Raw genomic sequence first — 23,743 nt, 5'->3', positions numbered from 1 at the left:
TTCACTATGACAGATGATCAGATCCACAAGGGACTGGCGGGTGTCCTCGTTGACACGACCAAAATCTCCAAGGTCAACCCGGAAACCAACTCGCTGCTGTACCGCGGCTATCCGGTCCAGGAACTGGCCGCTCACTGCAGTTTCGAAGAGGTTGCCTACCTGCTGTGGAACGGCGAGCTGCCCACCGCGGATCAGCTTGCCGAGTTCACGTCGGGCGAGCGGGCCCAGCGGGCCCTCACCCCGGAGCTGAAGGCCGTCATCGATGCCCTGCCGACCACGTGCCATCCCATGGACGTGTGCCGCACCGCGGCATCCGTGCTGGGGGCATCGCATGAGCTGGCCGAGGATTCCTCGGTGCAGGCCAACATGGAGAAGTCCGTAAGCCTCTTCGCCGCCATGCCGGCAGTGGTGGCCTATGACCAGCGCCGCCGCCGTGGCCAGGACGTCGTGGATCCCCGCGACGACCTGGACTATTCGGCGAACTTCCTTTGGATGACGTTCGGCGAGGAAGCCGCCCCCGAGGTGGTGGAAGCGTTCAACGTGTCGATGATCCTGTACGCGGAGCACTCCTTCAATGCCTCCACGTTCACCGGCCGCGTGATCACGTCCACGCTGTCGGACCTGCACTCGGCAGTGACCGGTGCCATCGGGGCGCTCAAGGGCCCGCTTCACGGCGGCGCCAACGAGGCCGTGATGCACACGTTCGAGGAGATCACCGCCAGCGCCGGCGAAGGCGACGTTGCCGCCCATGCCGCCGGCTGGCTGGACACCGCTTTGGCGGACAAGAAGAAGATCATGGGCTTCGGCCACCGCGTGTACAAGAACGGCGACTCGCGCGTGCCCACCATGAAGGCCTCCATGGACAAGATGGTCAAGCACTACGACCGGGCGGACCTGGGCGAGCTGTACACGGCGCTGGAGTCGGCTATGGGTGAGCGCAAGAACATCCTGCCGAACCTGGATTACCCGGCCGGTCCGGTTTACCACATGATGGGTTTTGACACGCCCACCTTCACGCCGCTGTTCGTGGCCGCCCGAATCACCGGGTGGACGGCGCACATCATGGAGCAGCTGGAAGCCAACTCCCTGATCCGTCCGCTCAGCGTCTACGACGGCCCTGAGGAACGGCACGTGGGCTAAGCAGCCAACCAGCCAGCACGCCAAGCGCCCGTTGCAGGGATTCCTGCAACGGGCGCTTGTGTAGTGAGGCTCTCCTGTCCGTATACACTTTTTCGCTGGGCGGTGGAGTTCAGGCGCAATACGGGCATGGCCTGCCTGACGGGACAGGCGGGCAAAGCGGTCAGGAAAAAACCACGCTGGCAACACTCTCGTTGTCCTGCGCCAGGGTGACGACGGCGTCGAAATACCGTCCGGCGAGCACCTCCGGCATCCAGTGGGCCGAGTCCGGCCACATCTGTGCATACGGGACTTCTCCCACGGGATACCAGGCGGGAATGATTTCCGACGACGGCGTTGGCTCGCCGTTCCAGGTCCGGGACCGGTAGACAACGGTGGACATGTCCCACTCCGGACGGGCCGGGAAAACGAACTCCACCGTCCCGGCGTGCTCCAAGTCTTTTTCCTCCACCGTGACGCCGGATTCTTCAAAGACTTCCCGCACAGCAGCCTGGACCGGGGTCTCCCCCGGTTCCACATGGCCGCCGAGCGTGACAATCCGGCCGATGCCAAACCCGGTCTGCTTCAAACCCATCAGCACTTCGGCGCCCTGCTCCGGGGTGTCGCGCATCAGGAAGCACAGGACCACCGGCACAGCCCGGGGCGGCGGCACCGAAGGTCCGCTGCCTGGCTGGGAGTTGTTCACTGCCTCGTTCACAGCGCCCGGGGGTGCGCGGCGGCGTAAACCTCGCGCAGGGTTTCGGCGGTCACCAGCGTGTACACCTGGGTGGTGGTCACCGAGGCGTGCCCGAGCAGCTCCTGGACCACTCGGACGTCGGCCCCGCCCTCCAGCAGGTGGGTCGCGAAGGAGTGCCGCAGCGTATGCGGAGACACGTCGCGGCCAATCTGGGCCTTCTCCGCGGCGTTCTTGAGAATGGTCCAGGCGCTCTGCCGGCTCAGGCGGCCGCCGCGGGCATTCAGGAACAGCGCCGGAGTGCCCTTGCCCTTCACGGATGCGGCCGGCCGGCCGCGGACCAGATACTCGTCGAGTGCGCGGGCGGCATAGGAGCCCAGCGGCACCAGGCGCTCCTTGGAGCCCTTGCCGAACAGCCGCACGACGTCCGGACCGTTGGCCGGAATGCGCTCCAGCGACAGGTCGTCAATGTCCAAACCAACGGCCTCGCTGATGCGGGCGCCGGTGGAGTACAGGAATTCGAGCAGCGCCCGGTCCCGCAGCCCGGTGGGGGTCTCGGTGGAGACCGCTTCCAGGATCCGGGTGACTTCATTGACGCTGATGGCTTTGGGCAGGCGCTTGCCGGGCAGCGGCGGATGCACATCCGCAGCGGGATCGGCGGTGGTCAGCCCTTCCAGAGCCCAGAATTTGTGCAGTCCGCGAACCGCAACGACGGTGCGGGCTGCGGAGCGGACGCTCAGAGCGGAGGCACCGTCGGAGCCCTCAACGATCGACTGGGCGAAGGCCGTGACGTCGTGGCGGGAAATCCGGGCAACGTCCTCCACCCCGCGGGAGGCCAGGAAACGGGCGTAGCGGAGCAGGTCGCGGCGGTAGGCGTCCAGGGTGTTGACGGCCAGTCCACGTTCCACGGCCATGTGCTGCAGATAGCCGCCGATTTCGCGGCCGACGGCGGTGGCGCGCAGCTCGTCCGCGGCGGACGGGCCCTTCGGTGCCGGGGTTTTCTTAGTCGCGGCGGAAGCCTTACCGGATGCGGACGCGGTTTCCGCAGCCGTAGCCGTGTCGCCGGCAGGCACCGCCACCGTTGCGGTTCCAGCTGCCTTCGCCGCGGATTCGCCGTTGGCCTTGTCCTGGGCAAGCGCGGCGCGCAGGAGTTCGGCGGGCGAGTCCAGCCGCAGAGTGGCGTTGATCGCGGAGAAATCGAACACCACGGTGTCGTTGGCCTGCGCGGCCGGATAGTCAATCGGCACGGATAGGCCGGCCGGCGCCGGCGCGTGTCCGCCTGCAGGGAGATCGGAGGCGGCCATGGCAGTCAGTGTCCTAAGAAGAAACGGGGCCCTGCGGCCAGGTGGAGTGCTGGGAGTGGTGTTCGGGCCAGGGGGCATCCCCGGGGCGCAGGTTCGCAAAACCCGAGGGACGGGCTGCCGCTGCGGCCAAAACGCCGGCCACTGCCGAGGGGCTGTGGAGCCGCCCGTCCAATGCTGCCTGGACGGCGTCATCGAGGTCCACCCACAGGAAGCGGATTTCCGCTTCCTCGTCGGTCCGCGCATGGCGGTCCGCTGCGGGAACCTCGGTAATGCCGCGGGCGAGGTAAATACGCAGGGCCTCGCGGGAGGAACCGGGCGAGAGGAACAGGTCCGTGAGGACATTCCATTCGCTGGCTTCGATATCGGCTTCTTCGGCCAGTTCCCGGGCAGCCCCCACCTGAAAGTCTTCGCCGTCAATGTCCAGCAAACCCGCGGGGATTTCCCAGAGCGTCATCCGCACCGGATGGCGGTACTGGTTGATGAGCAGCACCTGGCCGGCGTCGTTCATGGCCAGGATGGCCACGGCGCCGGGGTGGCGGATGTAGTCGCGGACCAGGGGTTCGCCGTCGTCGGTCAGCTGGAACTTCTCGCTGACCACGTCCCAGACGCGCCCGGTGTATTCCACGGAGGAACTCAGCAGGCGGCGGGGACTCTGTTCGTCGGCGAACCCTCTGGTCTCGCTCACGGGATTGCTAGCCCTTGCCGTTCTGGCGTGCCAGGGCGGCCTTCACCAGACCGGCAAAGAGCGGGTGCGGGCGCGTGGGGCGGGAGCTGAGCTCCGGGTGCGCCTGCGTGGAGACGTAGTACGGGTGCACCTCGGCCGGAAGTTCAACGAACTCCACGAGTCCGCCGTCAACCGTGGTGCCGGAGAAGGACAGGCCTGCCTCGGCGATCTGGTCGCGGTACTCGTTGTTGACCTCGTAGCGGTGGCGGTGGCGTTCAGCGACTGCCGTCTTCCCGTAGGTCTTGGCAACCACGGAGCCCTCTTCGAGCTTCGCATCCCACAGGCCCAGGCGCATGGTGCCGCCCATGTCGCCCTCGCCGGAGACAATGTGCTTCTGCTCCGCCATGGTGGCGATGACCGGGAAGTCGGTGTCCGGGTCGAACTCCGAGGAGGACGCGCCTTCCAGACCAACCACGTTGCGGGCGTATTCGATGACCATGCACTGCAGGCCAAGGCACAGGCCCAGCGTGGGGAGCTTGTTTTCCCGGGCATAGGTCAGGGCGCCGAGCTTGCCCTCCAGGCCGCGGATGCCGAAGCCGCCGGGAACACAGATGGCGTCAACGTCGGCCAGTGCCTGTGCGGCGCCTTCGGGCGTCGCGCAGTCGTCCGAGGGCACCCAGCGGATGTTGACCTTGGTCTTGTTGGCGAAGCCGCCGGCACGCAGTGCTTCGGTAACGGAGAGGTAGGCATCCGGCAGGTCCACGTACTTGCCCACCAGGGCAATGTTCACGTGGTGCTTGGGGTTGTGGACAACCTCAAGGAGCTTGTCCCACTTGGTCCAGTTGACGTCCTTGAACTTCAGGTCCAGGTGCTGGACGATGTACGCGTCCAGGCCCTGGGAGTGAAGGGTCTTGGGGATGTCGTAGATGCTGGGAGCATCCGGGCAGCCCACGACGGCGTCAATGTCGACGTCGCACATGCGGCCGATCTTGGCGCGCATGGCATCCGGCACCGGGCGGTCCGAGCGGATGACAATGGCGTCCGGCTGGATGCCGATGGAGCGGAGCGCTGCCACTGAGTGCTGCGTCGGCTTGGTCTTCAGTTCCTGCGACGGGCCGATGTACGGCACCAGGGAGACGTGCAGGAAGAAGACGTTGTTGCGGCCGATGTCCTGGCGCACCTGGCGTGCGGCCTCCAGGAAGGGCTGGGACTCGATGTCGCCAACCGTGCCGCCGATTTCGGTGATGATGACGTCGGGGGTCTTCTTCGCCTCGGAGGGCAGGCGCATCCGGCGCTTGATCTCGTCGGTGATGTGCGGAATGACCTGCACCGTGTCGCCGAGGTATTCGCCGCGGCGTTCCTTGGCAATAACGGTGGAGTAGACCTGACCGGTGGTTACGTTGGCGGAGCCGTCAAGGCTCTCGTCAAGGAAACGCTCGTAGTGTCCGATGTCGAGGTCAGTCTCGGCACCGTCGTCGGTCACGAAGACTTCGCCGTGCTGGAAGGGGTTCATTGTGCCCGGATCCACATTGAGATAGGGATCGAGCTTCTGCATGGTCACCGCTATGCCGCGCGACCTCAACAGATGGCCGAGACTTGACGCTGTCAGTCCCTTACCGAGTGAGGACGCCACGCCACCGGTGACGAAGATGTGTTTGGTCGTAGAAGACGACTTGGGAAACCTGGAATTTGATCGCTGCACCACGGAGTTCGAGCCTATCACCTTTTGTAGTTCTGAGTTTGTCGTCATGGAATTCTTCCTGCGGCACTGGACTACTGACGCGGCGGATGTCCCGCCGCTGCCAGGAGTTCGACGGCGTGTGCCCGGGCGGACTCGGAGTCCTCCTGGCCTGCAAGCATCCTGGCAAGTTCCTTGATCCGCTCTGCATCGTCCAGAACGGTAACGTCGCTGGCGGTTACGCCTGTTCCATCTTCCCCCATTGCGGACATCTTAATCACCCGGATGTGATGGTCGGCAAACGCGGCCACCTGCGGAAGGTGGGTGACCACAATCACCTGCACGTGCTTCGCGAGCATGGCTAGCCGGCGCCCGATTTCGACAGCCGCCTTTCCGCCGACCCCCGAGTCCACTTCATCGAAAATGAAGGTGGGAACGGGGTCCACTTCGGCCAGCACCACTTCGATGGCCAGCATGACGCGTGAGAGCTCACCGCCGGAGGCGCCCTTGCCCAGCGGCCGTGCCGGGGCACCGGGATGCGGCTGCAGGAGGAAGGAGATGCTGTCCGCCCCGTGCATGCTGAGTTCTTCGACGGCGGTGACCTCGATGACCAGATTGGCGTTGGCCATGGCCAGGGCGGACAGTTCGTCGCTGACCCGCCGGGCGAGGTCAGCTGCGGCTTCGGTCCGAAGCTTCGTCAGGTCAGCTGCCGCCGATGTGAGTCCGGCCTGAAGCTCGGTGATTTCCGTTTCAAGCGCCTCTATCCGGCTGCCGTCATCGCTCAGTTCGGCCAGCCGGGCGCGGCTGGTCTCGGCCCATTCCAGGACTTCGTCCACGGAGGGGGCGAATTTGCGGACCAGTGCCGTGATGTCGGCCCTGCGGGATTCCACCTCGGCCAGCCGTTCGGGGCCCTCCCCGTCCAGGGAGGCACTGTAGCTGGCCAGCTCGGCGGCTATGTCGGTAAGGATGTACCCCACTTCGGCCAGTCGTTTGGCGGAGTCAGCCAGCGCCGGGTCGTGCTCGCCCGCCAGTTCCAGCTGCCGTTTGGCTGCTTCCACGAGAGAGGTGGCGTCGGACCCGTCGGAGAAGTCTCCGGCGATCAGCGCCTGGTGTGCGCCCACCGCGGCGGTGCGCAGCTCTTCGAAGTTGTTGAGCCGGGTAGCTTCGGCCTTAAGGGTGTCGTCCTCGCCGGGCAGCAGCTCCAGGGCGTCGATTTCCTCCAGCGAAGCCGAGAGGTAGTCTGCTTCGCGCAGGCGTTCACGGGCCTGGGTCCGCAGATCGGCCAGCTCGGTGACGGCCGCCCGCCAGCGCGCGTAGTCCGTCTGGTAGGACGACAGCAGGGTGGCCAGCACCGGGCCGGCGTACTTGTCGAGAGCTTCGCGCTGCGCCGCTGTGCTCTTGAGCCGGAGCTGGTCGGACTGTCCGTGCACCGCCACCAGGTGCTGGCCCACCTCGGCCAGGACACCCACCGGCGCGGACCGTCCCCCCACGTGGGCCCGGCTGCGGCCTGCCGCACTGACGGTGCGGGCGAGCATCAGCTCGGTGACGCCGTCGTACGTTTCCAGTTCCGCACCGGCGTCTTCCGCACGGACGACGGCGGCGTTTTCCGGCGGAAGCCGAACCACAGCTTCCGCCAGGGCTGCCTTCGCTCCGGTACGGACAGCTCCGGCGTCGGTCCGGGCACCCAGCAGCATGCCCAGAGCCGTGATGACCATGGTTTTACCGGCACCGGTTTCACCGGTAACCACGGTGAAACCGGGGCCAAGCTCCAGCGTGGCGTCGGTGATGACACCGAGGTCGCGGATGCGGATTTCTTCGATCATGCCGTACCTCCGCTGTCTGCCGTGTGCCGGGATAGTTCAACACTGTCCGACAGTTCTCCGGGGCTGCCGGCCGGCCCGCGCCAACCTTGGGTGGGCAGCTGGAATTTGCGCACGAGGCGTTCGGAGAACGGTGTTGAGTGGGTGCGGGCCAGCCGCACCGGGATTGAGGAGCGCGTGACTTCTACGCGCGCGCCCGGCGGCAGCTCCACGCTGCGCCGGCCGTCGCACCAGAGCACTCCGGCAGCGTCGGTGCGGGTCAGGACTTCCACGGCAAGAATGGAGGTGGGGGCGACGACGAGCGGCCGGGAGAACAGTGCGTGGGCGCTGATTGGCGCAATCAGGAGAGCTTCCACCTCGGGCCACACCACGGGGCCGCCGGCGGAGAAGGAATACGCAGTGGAGCCGGTGGGGGTGGCCAGGACAACGCCGTCGCAGCCGAAGGAACTGATGGGCCGGGCATCGACTTCCACCACCACCTCGAGCATCCGCTGCCGGTCGGCCTTTTCAATGGCTGCTTCGTTCAAAGCCCAGGTGTGCGCTATCAGCCGGTTCTCGAACCAGACCTTGACGTCAATGGTCATGCGTTCTTCAACGGTATAGGCCCGCTCCACCACCCAGTGCACGGTCTGCGTCAGGTCAGCGCGTTCGCTTTCGGCCAGGAATCCCACGTGGCCAAGGTTGACGCCCAGCAGGGGAACGTTGGTGTCGCGGACCAGTTCCGCCGCGCGCAGGATGGTGCCGTCGCCGCCGAGAACCATGCCCAGGTCCACGCCGTGGAGGTCTACGTCTTCATCCAGGATTTCGGTGGGTGCGGTCAGGACGCCGTAAACGGACTGGATGTCCTCCAGGTCCTTGCGCCGCATGACCGGGATCAGGCCGGAGGTGTGAAGCTGGGTACACGCCTCCTGGGCGGCAGCCATGGCAGCCTGCCGGCCGGTGTGGGCCAGCACGAGTATCCGTCTGCTCATGTCTGTATCGTCCTGTTCCGCCCCCGAGGGAGCTGATTGGAATTCCGTCAGTCTTCTGCGGGGCGTTCCTCGTCTGCAAACCGATCAGCAGGCTTTGTTCCGGCTCCATCAAACCTGTCAAAGGCGTCATCCACCAAACGCCGGGCGGTTGCCTGTGCATCAACGGGCGCTTCCGGAACGGACGTTGCCGGTGTTGGCACCTGCAGCCACAGGAAAAACTCAACGTTGCCGTTCTGGCCCGGCAGCGGACTGGGCGCCAGGCCCGCAACGCGGAGGTTTTCCATCAGCGCAGATTCCACCACGCGTGCCACTGCCATCCGGTGCTTCTGCGGGTCGAGAACGACCCCGGCCTTCTCCAGCTTCTCACGGCCGACTTCAAACTGCGGCTTGACCATGAGCAGCAGGCTTCCCCCCGGGCGCGTCGCCTTTGCCAGCGAAGCCACCACCATGGTCAGGGAGATGAAGGAGAGGTCGGCCACGGTCAGGTCCACCGGTCCCCCGATGTCCTCCGGCTTCAGATACCGCACGTTCATGCCTTCATGAACGTCAACACGCTGGTCCTGCCGCAGCACCTCGACCAGCTGATCGTGCCCGACGTCGACGGCCACCACACGCTCGGCACCGCGCCGCAGCAGGACATCGGTAAACCCCCCGGTGGAGGCGCCGGCGTCCAGGCAGCGCAGCCCCGCGGGCTGAACCTGCGGGAATGCCTCGAGGGCGCCTGCGAGCTTATGGCCGGCGCGGCTGACATAGTCGGGAACACCGTCGTCGAGCACTGAAAGGGCGTCCTCGCCGGTGACGGACGCCGATGCCTTGCCCAGCACCGTACCGGCGCGGGAAACCCGGCCCGCAGCGATGAGTTTGGCCGCGTGGGTCCGGGAGCGGGCCAGCCCCCTCGTCACCAATTCCTGGTCAAGCCTTGCCACTTTCTAGTGCTCCTCTGACAGGTCGGCGTTCAGTTCAGCCAGCAGACTGCCGTAGAGCGCGGTGTACACGGCATGGTGCCCGGATGTGGGCAGTCCGGGGATTTCTTCGAGTCCGGACAGGGCAGCATCAACCGCGGGATCCTGGGTCTGCACCCGAAGAGACGGCCAGGGGCGGGCGGCCGGTAGGTCTTCGCTTGTATTATCCATCTGGCTGTTATCCATCCGGCGTCTGCCTATCCCTTTTCGAACGTTTCGAGCCCAGCTTATCCGCCGGCGGTGACAGTCCAGCTGAGCACCGGCTCGGTGGCAATTTCCTCATCCGGACGGGCATTCCACCAGGCCGCGCAGGCCGCCCGCCAGCTGTCCAGATCGGTGCTGTCGCCCGTGATTTCCACGGTGTCCCCGCTCACCCTGGCCACCGCGGCACCGCAGCGGCTGACGCCGTCGACGGTTTCGACCCGAGGGTACGGCCGGTAGAGCGCATCGAGGTTTGGGATCAGGTACGTCGGCCGCTCAGATGTGCGGGCTGCCAGCGCTGTTTGCGGGGTGTCGACGCCGGTCAGCACCATTGCCGTCGCGAACCCGGCGTTGTTGCCGCCGAGGATGTCGGTGTCCAGCCGGTCACCGACCACGAGCGGTGTTTCGGCCCCCAAATGGCGTGCCGCCGTCAGGAACAGCGGAGCCTCGGGTTTTCCGGCTACAAGGGGCGTCCTTCCGGTGGCCGCAGCAACGGCTGCCACCAGCGTTCCGTTGCCGGGAGCGATCCCCCGTGCCTGCGGAATGGACATGTCAGTGTTGGTTGCAACCCACACGGCGCCCCGTTCCACGGCAAAGGCAGCCTCTGCCAGATCCGTCCAGCCGAGGCCGGGATCAAAACCCTGGATGACGGCGTCAGGGTGGTCATCGGCCGAGAGCACCGGGACCAGTCCCTGTTCAAGGACCTGCTCGGTGAGCCACGCACTGCCGGTCACCAGGACCGTGGCGCCTGCCGGCACCGAAGCTGCCAACAACTCCGCACCGGCCTGCGCCGAGCCAAACACGGTTTCAGCTGTTGCCGGCGCCCCCAGCTCACGCAGGTGCGCGGCCACCGTTTCGGAGGAACGCGAAGCGTTGTTGGTGACGTAGGCCAGCTGCACGCCGGCGCCGTCGAGGCGCTGCAACGCCTCGACGGCCCCTTCAATGGCGTGCGGGCCAGCGTAGACCACGCCGTCCAAGTCCGAAAGGACGGCGTCGTAACCGGCAATCAGCGAAGTGTCCGCCATAGTGCTACGCGCGGTCCTCGTCGGCGTCACCGGCAGGTGCGTCAGCGGAAAACTCGTCGTTGTCGTTGCCGTCTTCCTGCAGTTCGACGGCGTTGTCATCATCGTCTTCTTCGGCTTCCAGGACGCCGATGACGCCTTCCTGCTCATCGGAGGGCAGGTTGTCGACGTCGTCGGTCAGGTCCAGCTCGCCGTTGGCATCCACCGTCTCGGTTTCAACCGGAGCAGCGAACGGAGTCTCCGAACGCTCGGCACCGCGGTGATCGTCGCGACCTTCACGGTCGCGGTCCTCACGGCCGCGGCGCGGCTTTTCCGGCTTGTCCTCTTCGTCGTCGAGGTCGTAGATATCGGGCTCAGCGAACTCGCCGATGCCGAGGGCCTTCTCGGCGAGCAGCGCACGGTTGCGCCACTGCTCGGCTTCATCGTTGCGGTCGGCCAGCTCGAGGGCGTCGGCGTAGGCGCGGAACAGGCGGGGGCTGAAGGAGAACGCACGGTTCTTGTCCAGCTGCGGGATTTCCAGTGCGGTTACGGCGGCGTCGTACTGCTCCATGTCCATCCGGGCACCGGAAGCGACGATGGCCATGTCCACCTGGCCGGCAGTGTCCAGTTCCTTCGCCTCATCCGAGCGCGAGATGTCCAGGGCACGGTCCGGACGGCCGAGCCCGCGTTCGCAGTCGGCCATCATGGCCAGGTAGGCGTTGGAGCCGCTGATCCGGCGGTAGGTACGGAATTCGCGCAGCGCTTCGGCAAAGTTCTCCGAGGCGTACGCCGTCAGAGCAACAGCCTCACGAACCGCTGCCATGCGTCCGCCGCGGCGGCTCGCTGCCAGCGCGTGCTGGAAGGCCAGTTCCGGATCAATGTCGATCAGGCGTCCAGCCATCACCAGGTGCTTGGAGACCCACTCACCGTTGACTTCTTCCAGGATACGCAGCTGAGCGCGGGTGACCTTGTCGAGCTCCTGTCCTGTGACGTCGTCGTCGATCTCAGGGGAACGCTCGCGGTCCGGACGGTTGGCACTGCGGAGGTCGCGGGCGTTGTGCTTGTGCTCAACAACCGGTGCGTCCTCGCCGCGGGCCGGACGGCCCTTGGAGAATGAGCGCGGCGCGGAGTCACGTGCCGGACGGCGGTCATCTCCACCACGGGCAGGACGGTCACCAAACGAGGGCTTGCGATCGCCACGGTCGCCGAACGACGGCTTACGGTCACCGCGGTCGCCGAAGGACTTCCGCTCACCATCACGGGGAGGACGACGGTCGTCGCCGCCGAACGAAGGCTTGCGGTCACCGAAGGACGGCTTACGATCGCCACGGTCGCCGAAGGACTTCCGCTCACCATCACGGGGAGGACGACGGTCGTCGCCGCCGAACGACGGCTTACGGTCACCGCGGTCGCCGAAGGAGGGCTTGCGATCGCCGCGGTCGCCGAACGACGGCTTGCGGTCACTGCGGTCGCCGAAGGATTTCCGCTCACCATCACGGGGAGGACGACGGTCATCGCCACCGAACGACGGCTTACGGTCGCCGAAGGACGGCTTACGATCGCCACGGTCACCGAAGGACTTCCGCTCACCATCACGGGGAGGACGACGGTCGTCGCCGCCAAACGAAGGCTTACGGTCACCGAAAGACGGCTTACGGTCATTGTCGCGAGCCGGACGGCGGTCGTCGCCACCACGGGCAGGACGGTCGCCGAAGGACGGCTTACGATCGCCACGGTCGCCGAAGGCAGGCTTGCGCTCGCCACGGTCACTGAAGGATTTCCGCTCACCATCACGAGGCGGACGACGGTCATCGCCACCGAACGACGGCTTACGATCGCCACGGTCGCCGAAGGCAGGCTTCCGGTCACCCCGGTCACCGAAGGACTTCCGCTCACCGCTGCGCTCCGAGAACGGCTTGCGCTCACCATCACGCGGGGGCCGGCGGTCGTCGTCACTGCGGGCAGGCCGGTCACCGAAGGACGGCTTGCGGTCCTTGGAGTACGGCTTGCGCTCCGAGGACGCGCCACGGTCACCGAAGGACTTCCGCTCACCATCACGCGCCGGGCGACCGCCAAAGGACGGCTTGCGGTCTTCGAACCGCTTGGGGGCATTTCGGTCGTTCGTGGCGGGGCGTCCGCGGTCGTCCCGCTTATCCGACGAGCTGCTGCTGCGGGCGGCATTGTTTCCGTCGCCGCGCTGATCCCTGTTATTTTGCTCTGACATGCTGGTGAGTTCCTCTCGTCGTGAGCCGACCAACGGAATTTACTGCAGTCGCTCGTCACTATGGATATATAAAAGTCGGTACTAAAGTTTGGGGGCCTAAACAGGCACAGTCTGATTCTAGTCCAGGTACGTTCCGGGATGGTCACCCCTGGGCGTGCGGGACGCCTGGGAATAGGTGAGTCTTCCCACCTCCGGGCCCAGCAGCAGCTGGGCAGAAGTCCTCTGTGCAGCTGCGACTGGTTAAACAGTTGAGGCCCGTACCAAAAAGGTACGGGCCTCAACCTCTCAACCAAAATATTGTCCGGCGGTGACCTACTCTCCCACATCCTCCCGGATGCAGTACCATCGGCGCTGTGGGTCTTAGCTTCCGGGTTCGGAATGGGACCGGGCGTTTCCCCCACGCTATGACCGCCGTAACCCTACCACCCGCACCACCAGCCAAAACTGCACCCGGTGGAGGGGAAAACATGGGTCACAACCAAACACACCCTTCACGGGGTGCCTGTCATGAAAAAGATGTTCACGCGTAAGAATGAACACTTCCTTTATTCTACGGCACCAAACCACCCATAACAGATGATTCAGTACCAGTTCCTTCGGTGACAAACCACACACGGGTTTGTTATCCGGGAACCACATAGTGGACGCAAGCAGCATGATCAACATGATCCTTCTTTGGCGGGAACGTTTGAAGTCGTTTCCTGCCCAGATCATGGTGTGGTGTAAGTTATCGGCCTATTAGTACCGGTCAGCTTCACGGGTCTTTAGTCCCCGCTTCCACATCCGGCCTATCAACCCAGTGGTCTGGCTGGGGGCCTCTCACACACAAGGTGTATGGAAATCTCATCTCGAAGCGGGCTTCCCGCTTAGATGCTTTCAGCGGTTATCCCATCCGAACGTAGCTAATCAGCGGTGCACTTGGCAGTACAACTGACACACCAGAGGTTCGTCCGTCCCGGTCCTCTCGTACTAAGGACAGCCCTTCTCAAATTTCCTGCGCGCGCAGCGGATAGGGACCGAACTGTCTCACGACGTTCTAAACCCAGCTCGCGTACCGCTTTAATGGGCGAACAGCCCAACCCTTGGGACCTACTCCAGCCCCAGGATGCGACGAGCCGACATCGAGGTGCCAAACCATGCCGTCGATATGGACTCTTGGGCAAGATCAGCCTGTTATCCCCGAGGTACCTTTTATCCGTTGAGCGACGGCCATTCCACAATGTACCGCCGGATCACTAGTCCCGACTTTCGTCCCTGCTCGAGATGTCTCTCTCACAGTCAAGCTCCCTTGTGCACTTACACTCGCCACCTGATTGCCAACCAGGCTGAGGGAACCTTTGGGCGCCTCCGTTACTCTTTAGGAGGCAACCGCCCCAGTTAAACTACCCATCAGGCACTGTCCCTGACCCGGATTACGGGCCGAAGTTAGATATCCAGTATGACCAGAGTGGTATTTCAACGATGACTCCACCCGAACTGGCGTCCGGGTCTCACAGTCTCCCACCTATCCTACACAAGCCACACCGAACACCAATACCAAACTATAGTAAAGGTCTCGGGGTCTTTCCGTCCTGCTGCGCGTAACGAGCATCTTTACTCGTACTGCAATTTCGCCGAGTTTATGGTTGAGACAGCGGGGAAGTCGTTACTCCATTCGTGCAGGTCGGAACTTACCCGACAAGGAATTTCGCTACCTTAGGATGGTTATAGTTACCACCGCCGTTTACTGGGGCTTAAATTCCCAGCTTCGCCCGTAAGGGCTAACCGGTCCTCTTAACCTTCCAGCACCGGGCAGGAGTCAGTCCGTATACATCGTCTTGCGACTTCGCACGGACCTGTGTTTTTAGTAAACAGTCGCTTCCCCCTGGTCTCTGCGGCCCCGATCCCCTCCGGACAGCAAGTGTCCATCAAGGTTGGGGCCCCCCTTCTCCCGAAGTTACGGGGGCATTTTGCCGAGTTCCTTAACCATAATTCTCTCGATCGCCTTAGTATTCTCTACCTGATCACCTGTGTCGGTTTGGGGTACGGGCGGCTAAAACCTCGCGCCGATGCTTTTCTAGGCAGCATAGGATCACCGGATTCCCCCCTAAAGGGGTCCCATCAGATCTCAGGATCGTCATCAAAGACACAGCAACGGATTTACCTATCGCTGACCCTACATCCTTAGACCAGGACAACCATCGCCCGGCCCGGCTACCTTCCTGCGTCACACCTGTTAATACGCTTACCTCCCAGGTTACGGTCCCGCGCTCCACCAAAAACCGGGTCGCCACAAGGGCGGCCGGTCAGGTATTGGGCGGTTAGTATCCCCCGCTTGGTATTGGCGGTTTTTCGCCGGTACGGGAATATCAACCCGTTGTCCATCGACTACGCCTGTCGGCCTCGCCTTAGGTCCCGACTTACCCAGGGCAGATTAGCTTGACCCTGGAACCCTTGATCATTCGGCGGACGGGTTTCTCACCCGTCTTTCGCTACTCATGCCTGCATTCTCACTCGTGTAGGCTCCACCGCTGGTTTACACCGCGACTTCACTGCCCACACGACGCTCCCCTACCCATCCAAACGCTTGAACGAAAATGGATAAACCATCCGCTTGGCTAATATTTGAATGCCACAACTTCGGCGGTGTACTTGAGCCCCGCTACATTGTCGGCGCGGAATCACTTGACCAGTGAGCTATTACGCACTCTTTCAAGGATGGCTGCTTCTAAGCCAACCTCCTGGTTGTCTGAGCAACTCCACATCCTTTCCCACTTAGCACACGCTTAGGGGCCTTAGTTGGTGGTCTGGGCTGTTTCCCTCTCGACTATGAAGCTTATCCCCCACAGTCTCACTGCTGCGCTCTCACTTACCGGCATTCGGAGTTTGGCTGACGTCAGTAACCTTGTAGGGCCCATTAGCCATCCAGTAGCTCTACCTCCGGTAAGAAACACGCAACGCTGCACCTAAATGCATTTCGGGGAGAACCAGCTATCACGGAGTTTGATTGGCCTTTCACCCCTACCCACAGCTCATCCCCTCCATTTTCAACTGAAGTGGGTTCGGTCCTCCACGCGCTCTTACACGCGCTTCAACCTGGCCATGGGTAGATCACTCCGCTTCGGGTCTAGATCACGCCACTGCATCGCCCTGTTCAGACTCGCTTTCGCTACGGCTTCCCCTCACGGGTTAACCTCGCGACGTAACACTAACTCGCAGGCTCATTCTTCAAAAGGCACGCTGTCACAAGCACAACACCACAAGTGGCATCGCCCTGCTCCAACGGATTGTAGGCACACGGTTTCAGGTACTGTTTCACTCCCCTCCCGGGGTACTTTTCACCTTTCCCTCACGGTACTTGTCCGCTATCGGTCATCAGGGAGTATTTAGGCTTACCAGGTGGTCCTGGCAGATTCGCACGGGATTTCTCGGGCCCCGTGCTACTTGGGATCCTCTCCAAGCGGCAGCATACATTCCGGTTACGGGGCTAACACCCTCTACGGCCGGGCTTTCAAACCCGTTCACCTATGCACCTGCACTCACTTCACCGATCCGGCAGAATCGATACGGAAAGTCCCGCAACCCCAGTGATGCAACGCCCGCCGGCTATCACACACCACTGGTTTAGCCTCTTCCGCGTTCGCTCGCCACTACTAACGGAATCACTGTTGTTTTCTCTTCCTGTGGGTACTGAGATGTTTCACTTCCCCACGTTCCCTCCACGCACCCTATGTGTTCAGATGCGGGTCACCCGGTCACTCGCGCGCCGGGCGGGGTTTCCCCATTCGGACATCCTGGGATCAACGCTCGGTTATCAACTCCCCCAGGCTTATCGCAGATTCCTACGTCCTTCTTCGGCTCCTGATGCCAAGGCATCCACCGTGTGCCCTTAAAAACTTGACCACAAAGATCAATATATTATCGCTATCGAGAAAACCATGGAGGCCGGAAACAAATCCGGTCACCAGGTTTATCTGAAATTGCACTTAATAATTTAAGATGCTCGCGTCCACTATGTAGTTCTCAAACAACAACCCCGTCACACCCCTCCACCACCACGTATTCACCGTGGACAGCTTCAGGCCTGCGCAGGAACAATCAGAAACAACACGGAACCCGTGCCCTTCCCAACCCTTCCAAAAAAGGCTTGAAAATTCTTCGGTCCTGTTATTTCAGGACCCAACAGTGTGCCAAACGGAAAAACCCGGTACTTGAAGACACCGGACACCATTTCCAACCATCCCCCGTGGACCGCCCTTTCCGAAGAAAAAGAAGACCAGGAGTACGGCGTACTCTGCTGCCGGGCTCAACGCCGGGCACCTGCCTATTGATATTCCACCCTTGAGCACCCACCGGAAAACAAACGTTTCCGACATGGGCATCTCCTGCAAAGCACACATCCAACACTGTGGAAGGACGGGCCACTTTGAGGTGCTCCTTAGAAAGGAGGTGATCCAGCCGCACCTTCCGGTACGGCTACCTTGTTACGACTTAGTCCCAATCGCCGGTCCCACCTTCGACGGCTCCCTCCCACAAGGGGTTAGGCCACCGGCTTCGGGTGTTACCAACTTTCGTGACTTGACGGGCGGTGTGTACAAGGCCCGGGAACGTATTCACCGCAGCGTTGCTGATCTGCGATTACTAGCGACTCCAACTTCATGAGGTCGAGTTGCAGACCTCAATCCGAACTGAGACCGGCTTTTTGGGATTAGCTCCACCTCACAGTATCGCAACCCTTTGTACCGGCCATTGTAGCATGCGTGAAGCCCAAGACATAAGGGGCATGATGATTTGACGTCGTCCCCACCTTCCTCCGAGTTGACCCCGGCAGTCTCCTATGAGTCCCCGGCATAACCCGCTGGCAACATAGAACGAGGGTTGCGCTCGTTGCGGGACTTAACCCAACATCTCACGACACGAGCTGACGACAACCATGCACCACCTGTAAACCGGCCACAAGTGGGGGACCTGTTTCCAGGTCTTTCCGGTTCATGTCAAGCCTTGGTAAGGTTCTTCGCGTTGCATCGAATTAATCCGCATGCTCCGCCGCTTGTGCGGGCCCCCGTCAATTCCTTTGAGTTTTAGCCTTGCGGCCGTACTCCCCAGGCGGGGCACTTAATGCGTTAGCTACGGCGCGGAAAACGTGGAATGTCCCCCACACCTAGTGCCCAACGTTTACGGCATGGACTACCAGGGTATCTAATCCTGTTCGCTCCCCATGCTTTCGCTCCTCAGCGTCAGTTACAGCCCAGAGACCTGCCTTCGCCATCGGTGTTCCTCCTGATATCTGCGCATTTCACCGCTACACCAGGAATTCCAGTCTCCCCTACTGCACTCTAGTCTGCCCGTACCCACTGCAGACCCGGGGTTGAGCCCCGGGCTTTCACAGCAGACGCGACAAACCGCCTACGAGCTCTTTACGCCCAATAATTCCGGATAACGCTTGCGCCCTACGTATTACCGCGGCTGCTGGCACGTAGTTAGCCGGCGCTTCTTCTGCAGGTACCGTCACTTTCGCTTCTTCCCTGCTGAAAGAGGTTTACAACCCGAAGGCCTTCGTCCCTCACGCGGCGTCGCTGCATCAGGCTTTCGCCCATTGTGCAATATTCCCCACTGCTGCCTCCCGTAGGAGTCTGGGCCGTGTCTCAGTCCCAGTGTGGCCGGTCACCCTCTCAGGCCGGCTACCCGTCGTCGCCTTGGTGGGCCATTACCCCAACCAACTAGCTGATAGGCCGCGAGTCCATCCAAAACCGCATCAAGCTTTCCACGAACCCCCATGCGGGGATCCGTCGTATCCGGTATTAGACCCGGTTTCCCAGGCTTATCCCGAAGTTAAGGGCAGGTTACTCACGTGTTACTCACCCGTTCGCCACTAATCATTTTGTGCAAGCACAAAAGTCATCGTTCGACTTGCATGTGTTAAGCACGCCGCCAGCGTTCATCCTGAGCCAGGATCAAACTCTCCGTAAATGTGTTACAGACACAGAACCGGAGCCAAGGAAAATTGGCGGCACAGTCCTGCACTAAATTCGAAACCAGCTAAAAAAGCTGTCCCATACCCACGGGGTGGGCGGTAACAACCAGTTCAACCAATTAAAATAATTGGTATCAATAAACTTGGCACACTATTGAGTTCTCAAACAACAGATGCATCCGAAATACTCGGAAAAACAATAATTGTTTTTCTTTTCTCTTCGCTGCAGTGTTTCTTTATTCTATTCCATTCGGATTGTTTTAGCAATTCCGCGGTATTCGCGGAACCGGGCTGAAACAACCGGATGAGCCCGTCACGAAGTGTCCGGATTTTCGTCCGTTGCTTTGTTGTGGGCTGTTGCCGGATCGGGAGTCTTGCCTGCGAACCTTGTCCGCCAGACACTCACCGGGGCAACTCACTAAACTTTACACAGCCTGGCCGGTCCGTGCAACCCGGGAGCACGTGATCTGCTGCACGCAGTGAATGCCCGGTCCCGGGATGCACGGAAGGCCGGCTTCCGGCCCCCGCACTCCTGGATATACCTGGACCTGCGGAGCCGAAAACCGGCCTTCTCCTGTGCTGGCTAACCCTCCGATTGCGCGGGGACGATCAGCACAGTCCAATCAGTGGGCTAACTCGCCCTACGCTTCGCTAACCTCGACCGTTGCCAACGTGCGCTTGCCGCGGCGCAGCAGCAAGTACTTTCCGTGCAGCAGCTCGGCGGCAGGGATCACTGTCTCGGCGTCCGTGACCTTGCGGTTATTCACATACGCGCCGCCTTCGGCGATGGTCCGGCGAGCGGCAGAATTGGTGCCCGACAACCCCGAGGCGACCATCAGGTCGATGATGCCCAGGCCGCTGCGGTCCACTACTACCCGCGGGAGCTCCGCCGTGGCGGCGGTCAGCGTAGCTTCATCCAGTTCGCTGATCTCGCCCTGCCCGAACAATGCGGCGGACGCGGCAATAACCTTCTCCGTTGCGTCCACCCCGTGAATCAGGGAGGTCACGTCATACGCGAGCCGGCGCTGGGCCGCACGCTTGTGCGGCTCTTCTGCCACTGCACGGGCCAGTTCTTCGATCTCCGCCTTCGAGAGGAAGGTGAAGACCTTAAGCCGGTCAACGACGTCGGCGTCCGAGGTGTTGAGCCAGAACTGGTACATCGCGTACGGGCTGGTCATGGTGCCGTCCAGCCAGATGGCGTTGCCCTCGCTCTTGCCGAACTTGGTGCCGTCCGAGTTGGTGATCAGCGGGGTGCCCAGGGCGTGGACGCTCTTGCCTTCCACCTTGCGCACCAGTTCGGTGCCGGAGGTGAGGTTGCCCCACTGGTCCGATCCGCCGGTTTCCAGCACGCAGTTGTAGTCGCGGAAGAGCTGGAGGTAGTCCATGCCCTGCAGCACCTGGTAGCTGAACTCCGCGTAGGAGATGCCCTCGTCAGAGTTCAGGCGCGAGGACACGATCTCCTTCTTGATCATGGTGCCCACCCGGAAGTGCTTGCCGATGTCCCGCAGGAAGTCGATGGCACTCATGGGCGCGGTCCAGTCAAGGTTATTGACCATCTGCGCGGCGTTGTCCCCCTCAAAGCTGAGGAAGCGCTGCACCTGTCCCTGCAGGTAGCCGACCCATTCCGAGACGGTTTCCTTGGTGTTCATGGTGCGTTCCGCCGTCGGGCGCGGATCCCCCACCAGTCCGGTGGATCCGCCCACGAGGGCGAGCGGCCGGTGACCGGCCAGCTGCAGGCGGCGCATGGTCAGCAGCTGCACCAGGTTTCCCAGGTGCAGGCTCGGCGCCGTCGGATCGAAGCCGCAATAATAGGTGATCGATTCCCCGGCGAGCAGTTTCTCAAGTTCGGCCTCATCCGTGGAGACATGGACCAGTCCACGCCACTTCAGTTCCTGCCAAACATTCTCGAAAGTCGGATCATTCTTTTGGGCGCTCAGGCCCGCTGGGGTTTCGGTAGTCACGTCTTCCAAAATATCAGTCTTCTTCGTCGATAATTCCAGCGGGAACCGGACGGGCCGCAATAAGACGCAGGCGCTGCGTGGGGCGGGTCATCGCCACATACAGATCTCCGACTTTCCCGGCCGCAGCGGTCAGCAGCTCTTCGGGCTCCAGGATGACGACGCCGTCGAACTCCAGTCCCTTCGCCTCCCGTGGCGAGGTGACCACGATGTCCTGCTCCAAACCGCCGGCACCTGTGCCCAGCCGCTTTCCGTAAACTGCTCCGACTTCGCGGCGGACGGCCTCGAGGTGGTGCTCCTCGGCGATAATCGCAAGGAGTCCGCCCTCGAGCGCTTCCAGGTCCTCCGGCAGAGTCTCCATCAGGCGGCCAACCAGCCCGCCATCGGGAACCGAGTCAATGAAGGGCGCCCAGCGTCCCTCGCGCACCGCCTTGGGGGCGGACACCACAAGGCCCGCGGCATTGGCCATGCGCACGGCGGCTTCGGCAATCTGCGCGGGCGTGCGGTAGTTCACCGTGAGCTCTTCGAGGGTCCAGCGATCCCCCACGAACGGCGTCAGCGCCTGCTGCCAGGAAGTGGCCCCGGCGGCGGAGCTGGTCTGGGCAATGTCACCCACAACGGTGAAGGACTTCAGCGGGCACCGGCGCATCAGCAGACGCCACTGCATGGCGGAAAGCTCCTGCGCCTCGTCCACCACGATGTGCCCAAAGGCCCAGGTGCGGTCGACGGCGGCGCGGTCGGCCGCGGTCAAGCGGGCTTCCCCCACGGTGTTGTGGTCGGCAAGGTCCTCGGCGGACAGGATGCCGTGGGCACCGGAGTCCTCCAGGAACCCTTCGGTGTTCTCGATGGCGCGCTCGGCGTTGGCCAGGTCCCGCTTCCGCTGCTCTTCCCGCAGGGCGTGGTCGCGTCCTGCAGAAGCATCCAGCTCCCCCAGCAGTTCGGCGGCCTCGTCCAGCAGCGGAACATCCGCTTCCGTCCAAGGCGCGTCAGGGCTGCGGCGCAGCAGTGCGATTTCTTCGGCACTCAGATCGGGGGCCGCACCTTCAAGGTGACCGGGCTTGCTGAAGAGTTCAGACAGCAGCTTCTCCGGCGTCAGCGGCATCCAGCACAGGTTCAGCGCCACGCGCACGTCACGGGAGCTGCGGACATCCTCGGCCAGATAGGCCCGGTCGGTGCTGTTGCCAGCACCGGAGGACTCTTCCAGCTGTTCGGTCAACTGCTCGGTGAGTTCGCGCAGGAGGATCTTCACGAAGGTCACGCGGGCCTCGTTGTGCGGCTTGCCGGTCGCGCGTGCCCGGTCGCGGGCGCGCTGGACCATCTTCGGCGTCAGCAGGAGGATGGTTCCCTCCACGTTCAGTTTCCGCGGTTCCAGCGGCATGCGCTGACGGTTCGCGACGGCGCGGGCCACCACGTCGGCCATCGAAATGCGGCCCTTGATCTCGGCGACCTGCGCGTCCTCTTCCGGGACAGCGGCGATGCCGGGCATCAGCTGTCCAAGGCTGGACATGACGACGCCGGTCTCACCCAGCGACGGGAGGACGCGTTCGATGTACCGGATGAAGGCGTTGGAAGGGCCGACCAGCAGCACGCCGGCGGACTTGAGCCGTTCACGGTGCGTGTACAGCAGGTACGCAGCACGGTGGAGCGCGACGGCGGTCTTTCCCGTTCCCGGCCCGCCCTGCACTACGAGGGTGCCGGCGAGGGGTGCCCGGATAATGCGGTCCTGCTCGGCCTGGATGGTGCCGACAATGTCCGACATCTGCCCGGTGCGCTTGGAGTTCAGTGCGGCCAGCAGGGCACCTTCACCCTGGAGCGCTTCTTCCTCCTCGAGCAGGCTGTAGTCCAGCACGTCGTCTTCGATGGCCTGGACGTTCCTGCCTTTAAGGATCAGGTGACGCCGACGCCGGACGCCCTGACGCTCAAAAGCCGTCGCCTGGTAAAAGGTTCCGGCCTCAGGGGCACGCCAGTCCACCATCAGGCGCTGCAGATCAGCAGTGGACAGGCCGATCCGGCCGATGTACCGTTCCTCGCCGTCGTCGAGGTCCAGGCGGCCGAAAACCAGCCGGTCGTCTACGGCGTTAAGCTGCGCCAGGCGGTCCTCATACATGGTCGCGAAGGCATCACGCTCGGAGCGGTTTTGGTGTGAACCGGCCGAGGTGCTGCGTCGCACCTGTGCCAGCTGCTCGCGCTTTTCTTCACGCAGTTCGTCGAGTCGCTGGTACAAACCGGCGACGTAGTGTCGCTCGTGTTCCAGCTCGTGGTGGGCAGAAGACGTTTCAGGCATGTTCGCGTTCCCTCTCGCAAAGGCAGACCCACAAGTTTAGCGTGCATTTGGACTTTTTCCATGCACTGAGCTATTTAAGTGACGCCGGCCCTTGCCGGATGGGTCTAGGTGCGCCTCCGTCCGGAGCCGCGGTGGTGCTCCGCCGGATGGAAGAGCGTAAAAAGGGCTAGTAGCCCAGGAGAGCGTGGACGGGGTAACCCTCGAGTGCGGCGCGGCCGCCGAGATCCTTCAGTTCCAGTACGACGCCGAATCCGGCCACTGTGCCGCCGGCCTTTTCGATGAGCCGGGCCGTGGCGCTGAGGGTGCCGCCGGTGGCAAGCACATCATCCATGATCAGCACCCGGGAGCCGGCGGGGATGTCGTCCTGGTGGACTTCCAGCGTGTTCTCGCTGTATTCCATCGAGTAACTCTCAGAGAACACGCGGCGCGGCAGCTTGCCGGGCTTGCGGATGGTGATGACGCCCTTGTCAGCCGCATAGGCAGCGGCTGCTGCGAGGAGGAAGCCGCGGGCTTCCACACCGGCCACGTAATCGAAGCGGCCCTCATACTCGGCCAGCAATGCGTCCACGACGCCTCGGAAGGCGGGGCCGTCGGCGAAGACTGGTGTCAGGTCACGAAAGACGACGCCCGGCTTGGGATAATCCGGCACAACTGCGCCCAGACGTTCGATGGTTTCGGCAATGGGTTCAATACTCTGTGCGGTGTCCGCGGGCGTTTCTTTCACCCGTCCACCTTACCCGCTCGGCTGCAGGACCTCGTGGTTGGACGGGCCGCTGTGGCACTTGTCTCGACGGCCGCGGTGCCGGAGCCGGACGGAATAGTCGGGTGGAATAAAAGTCCGCAGTGAGGTGGTTTCCACGTTTGCGCGGGTCCTTCGGAGAGGACCCGGAATTTACAGTGAGGATTTGAAACA

Annotated in this window: 14 protein-coding genes and 3 rRNA genes; 1 reads left to right on the top strand and 16 read right to left on the bottom strand. The window is 62.8% G+C overall.

Going from position 1 to position 23,743, the window contains the following annotated elements:
- Nucleotides 1-6: 6 nt before the first annotated feature.
- Entirely contained in the window at nucleotides 7-1,140 is a 1,134-nt protein-coding gene (locus MUG94_RS06210) for a bifunctional 2-methylcitrate synthase/citrate synthase (RefSeq protein ID WP_227908960.1), read from the top strand.
- Between the two features lie 160 nt (nucleotides 1,141-1,300).
- Here the strand turns inward: MUG94_RS06210 and MUG94_RS06205 are convergent, their stop codons facing one another.
- From MUG94_RS06205 to MUG94_RS06130, 16 genes are all read right to left on the bottom strand, one after another.
- A complete protein-coding gene (locus MUG94_RS06205) occupies nucleotides 1,301-1,822 on the bottom strand; it encodes an 8-oxo-dGTP diphosphatase (protein WP_279324700.1) in 522 nt (173 codons plus the stop codon).
- An 8-nt stretch (nucleotides 1,823-1,830) separates the two neighbouring features.
- Complete coding sequence (gene xerD, locus MUG94_RS06200; RefSeq protein WP_231705316.1) at nucleotides 1,831-2,724, bottom strand: site-specific tyrosine recombinase XerD; 894 nt, start codon at nucleotides 2,722-2,724, stop codon at nucleotides 1,831-1,833.
- A 403-nt stretch (nucleotides 2,725-3,127) separates the two neighbouring features.
- On the bottom strand, nucleotides 3,128-3,799 hold the full coding sequence (locus tag MUG94_RS06195; RefSeq protein WP_227889309.1) for an NUDIX domain-containing protein: 672 nt from the start codon (nucleotides 3,797-3,799) through the stop codon (nucleotides 3,128-3,130).
- A gap of 7 nt (nucleotides 3,800-3,806) precedes the next feature.
- Nucleotides 3,807-5,501, bottom strand: a complete 1,695-nt coding sequence (pyrG, locus tag MUG94_RS06190) for a CTP synthase (RefSeq protein WP_227908974.1) — start codon at nucleotides 5,499-5,501, stop codon at nucleotides 3,807-3,809.
- A gap of 50 nt (nucleotides 5,502-5,551) precedes the next feature.
- Nucleotides 5,552-7,279, bottom strand: a complete 1,728-nt coding sequence (gene recN, locus MUG94_RS06185; RefSeq protein WP_227908961.1) for a DNA repair protein RecN — start codon at nucleotides 7,277-7,279, stop codon at nucleotides 5,552-5,554.
- Complete coding sequence (locus MUG94_RS06180; RefSeq protein WP_227908962.1) at nucleotides 7,276-8,247, bottom strand: NAD kinase; 972 nt, start codon at nucleotides 8,245-8,247, stop codon at nucleotides 7,276-7,278. Before MUG94_RS06180 ends, recN begins: the two co-directional genes overlap by 4 nt.
- 47 nt (nucleotides 8,248-8,294) lie before the next feature.
- Nucleotides 8,295-9,173: a TlyA family RNA methyltransferase gene (locus MUG94_RS06175; RefSeq protein ID WP_227908963.1), complete on the bottom strand. Its 879-nt coding sequence runs from the start codon at nucleotides 9,171-9,173 to the stop codon at nucleotides 8,295-8,297.
- A gap of 3 nt (nucleotides 9,174-9,176) precedes the next feature.
- Nucleotides 9,177-9,380: a hypothetical protein gene (locus MUG94_RS06170; RefSeq protein WP_227908964.1), complete on the bottom strand. Its 204-nt coding sequence runs from the start codon at nucleotides 9,378-9,380 to the stop codon at nucleotides 9,177-9,179.
- Nucleotides 9,381-9,436: 56 nt separating this feature from the next.
- Nucleotides 9,437-10,435 (bottom strand): HAD-IIA family hydrolase, encoded by a 999-nt coding sequence (locus MUG94_RS06165; RefSeq protein WP_227908965.1) that lies wholly within the window; start codon nucleotides 10,433-10,435, stop codon nucleotides 9,437-9,439.
- Between the two features lie 4 nt (nucleotides 10,436-10,439).
- Nucleotides 10,440-12,635, bottom strand: coding sequence for a hypothetical protein (locus tag MUG94_RS06160; RefSeq protein ID WP_227908966.1), 2,196 nt, complete (start codon nucleotides 12,633-12,635; stop codon nucleotides 10,440-10,442).
- A gap of 299 nt (nucleotides 12,636-12,934) precedes the next feature.
- Nucleotides 12,935-13,051, bottom strand: a 5S ribosomal RNA gene (gene rrf / locus MUG94_RS06155).
- A 301-nt stretch (nucleotides 13,052-13,352) separates the two neighbouring features.
- Nucleotides 13,353-16,517, bottom strand: a 23S ribosomal RNA gene (locus MUG94_RS06150).
- 539 nt (nucleotides 16,518-17,056) lie between these two features.
- Nucleotides 17,057-18,584 (bottom strand): 16S ribosomal RNA (locus MUG94_RS06145).
- The 16S, 23S and 5S rRNA genes sit together here, the layout of an rRNA operon.
- Before the next feature lie 645 nt (nucleotides 18,585-19,229).
- Nucleotides 19,230-20,549: a tyrosine--tRNA ligase gene (tyrS, locus tag MUG94_RS06140; protein WP_227891142.1), complete on the bottom strand. Its 1,320-nt coding sequence runs from the start codon at nucleotides 20,547-20,549 to the stop codon at nucleotides 19,230-19,232.
- A 13-nt stretch (nucleotides 20,550-20,562) separates the two neighbouring features.
- Entirely contained in the window at nucleotides 20,563-22,830 is a 2,268-nt protein-coding gene (locus tag MUG94_RS06135; RefSeq protein ID WP_227891143.1) for a HelD family protein, read from the bottom strand.
- Between the two features lie 166 nt (nucleotides 22,831-22,996).
- The gene (locus MUG94_RS06130) at nucleotides 22,997-23,554 is read right to left on the bottom strand and encodes an adenine phosphoribosyltransferase (RefSeq protein ID WP_227891144.1); all 558 of its coding nucleotides are present in this window, start codon (nucleotides 23,552-23,554) and stop codon (nucleotides 22,997-22,999) included.
- Nucleotides 23,555-23,743: the final 189 nt, after the last annotated feature.

It is taken from the genome of Arthrobacter gengyunqii (assembly GCF_023022985.1).
GTDB classification, from domain to species: Bacteria; Actinomycetota; Actinomycetes; order Actinomycetales; family Micrococcaceae; genus Arthrobacter_B; species Arthrobacter_B gengyunqii.
Note: the sequence above shows the minus strand (reverse complement) of the source record. Positions and strands in the feature narration are given on the sequence as shown.